This is a genomic window from Bartonella refiksaydamii (assembly GCF_902652675.1).
GTDB classification, from domain to species: Bacteria; Pseudomonadota; Alphaproteobacteria; order Rhizobiales; family Rhizobiaceae; genus Bartonella; species Bartonella refiksaydamii.
The window spans coordinates 1-2,011 of the sequence record NZ_LR736354.1 but is presented as its reverse complement, the minus strand read 5'-3'; the positions used below and the strand labels follow the sequence as shown (position 1 = coordinate 2,011).

Genomic DNA, 2,011 nt, shown 5'->3' with positions numbered 1-2,011 from the left:
CTTCAATCATCCTCATAATGACTTGATCAACATTATCGGCAACATTGGTTGTTTCTGTATTCAGTTTAAAATCAATGGGCTTTGGTGGCGTGATTTCCCATTCCTTGTACCAATCGACAATCACCGAGCCATCAGCATCAAGGACAACGCCTTGTATAGCGCCAAGTTGCATATTCTCCCATGTCAATTCGATTTCAGAAGCCAGTTTCTTTTGTTTTCTGGCAATATATTTCATTGCCGTCTCTAATTGGTCTTCTGTGCCAAATTCACGCCGGTTTTGGATTTCTTCTGATTTCACTGTATCACTTTTGGCAATCCGTGTTGTTTGAAAAAACCGAAGATTACGCCCCTCTCTGTCAGCTTCTGCCAAAGGTGCCCCGCGTTCACTGGTTTGAATAAGCGAAAATGTATTATCACGCCGTTCAATCCCAACCACTGTGGTACTGGTTTCAACTTCCTCAAAAAGATTAAGAGAGCTCACAAGACCAGGTTGAAACTCATAGTTTTCAATCGCTTTCATCATGGTAACGGCAGAGAAAGCATCATGCTTAAAAAAATTCATATCCATGTGCGCATCTCCTATCGCAATAGAATGTTGTTCTTGACTTCTAAAGACTGGATGGCTGCTTTCTTCTGCTCATCCGTGATGGCATCGGGCCATAGCAATTCAGAAGCTTTCACTGTACTCAAACGTGCTGTAATGACGGCGCGTTGTTCTGCTTCAGACGCATCAACAGTAGCAAAAGAAATCCCCGCAGGGATTTGACTGCCATCTGCTGCTGCTGGATCAAGAGGGACATAGTGTTCCGTTTTTGTCACCTTTCCCATCACGGTGCCCGCTTCAATGAATGCTCCTGATGCAAACACCACTTCTTCGTTTGATATGTTGGGGTCGTATGGACCAAGATAAGCGCCATTGCGCACGTCTTCATAAATAATATTCGTCATTTCACTGCCCTCCAAGCTGCTTCCCATTTTGCATGAATCTTTGCCTTGCTCGTCCCATCACTATGAGGGGTATAAGGCGAGACTTTTAAAGACGCGCTTTGAGAGCTAGCAGCCGCCAACACACACTGGCGTGCTTTTTCGATGCTCATACCGTTTTGAATAGCTTTTGCTGCGTCAAAAGAAACGCCTAGACGCTTTGCTTGCTTTTCAAGGGTTGTTAGTGCTTTGGCGCGCTTTCTTTCTTGTTCAAGCACGGCTTTCATGCTTTCGCGTTTGTCTTCATTGTCCTCATTGTCTTCGTCCTCATCTTCGTCGTCGAAGTCTTCGGCGTTTTTATTGATGTCGCTATCGTCTTCATCCTCTTCCTCGTCATGGATGATGTCGACAATCTTTTCCTCTTCATCTTCTTTAGCGCGGTATTGTGTGCGTGCCATGTGTTTTGTCCTTCTTCTGTTGTTGTTGGGTTTTGTGATATGGAATCCGTTAAGGTTTCCAAAGCTTGCGCAAGCGTGCCTTGCGCATCTGCTAATCCAAGCGTGAGAGCTTGGGTGCCTATAAAAGTTTCTGCTTTTGTGTCGCGAATTGCATCAGCATTCAGCGGTCTGTTTTGCGCCACCAAATCGACAAACATCTCGTAGAGCAGGGCGCAATCGGCTTGCATTTTTATCTGTGCTGTATCGCTCAAGGGTTCGTGAGAATTGCCATGAACTTTATGATCCCCTTCAAAAACAAAGGTCCATTTAAGCCCATGTTTTTCATCTGCACGGGACTGGTCAAGATGGGCGCAAACGACACCAATCGAGCCCACAATACCCGTGCGTGCAACCCATATTTGAGAAGCCGCACAAGCGATGGCATAAGCCGCTGAGCAGGCAACCTCATTGGCATGTGCCCAAATGGGTTTGCCATATTGTTTTGAGAGTGCTTGAAACTCTTCAATGAGATCAAACACACCACCAGCTTCTCCACCGCTACTATCAATATCAAGCAATATTGCGCGAACATCAGGTTGCCCAATCGCTTCACGAAAAGAGGCGCTCAAACCTTCATAAGAGGTTAGACC

The 2,011-nt window shown here is 45.7% G+C and carries 4 protein-coding genes; all 4 read right to left on the bottom strand.

Features of this window, described 5'->3' with window-relative positions:
- Positions 1–568, bottom strand: a 568-nt coding sequence (locus tag GQO39_RS08355; protein ID WP_198039448.1) for a major capsid protein, incomplete at its 3' end; no start/stop codon positions are given.
- Positions 569–579: 11 nt separating this feature from the next.
- Positions 580–948, bottom strand: coding sequence for a head decoration protein (locus GQO39_RS08350; protein ID WP_156851748.1), 369 nt, complete (start codon positions 946–948; stop codon positions 580–582).
- Positions 945–1,211 carry a hypothetical protein gene (locus GQO39_RS08345; RefSeq protein WP_156851747.1) on the bottom strand — a complete coding sequence of 89 codons (267 nt, stop codon included), beginning with the start codon at positions 1,209–1,211 and terminating at the stop codon, positions 945–947. Before GQO39_RS08345 ends, GQO39_RS08350 begins: the two co-directional genes overlap by 4 nt.
- Positions 1,208–2,011 (bottom strand): S49 family peptidase (locus GQO39_RS08340; RefSeq protein ID WP_156851746.1); only part of this gene is annotated, 804 nt, incomplete at its 5' end. The genes GQO39_RS08345 and GQO39_RS08340, both read right to left, overlap by 4 nt.

What these genes read in the sequence shown, in the direction of transcription:
- GQO39_RS08350 (WP_156851748.1), bottom strand. Translation starts at nt 948, where the DNA reads ATGACGAATATTATTTATGAAGACGTGCGCAATGGCGCTTATCTTGGT.
- GQO39_RS08345 (WP_156851747.1), bottom strand. Translation starts at nt 1,211, where the DNA reads ATGAAAGCCGTGCTTGAACAAGAAAGAAAGCGCGCCAAAGCACTAACA.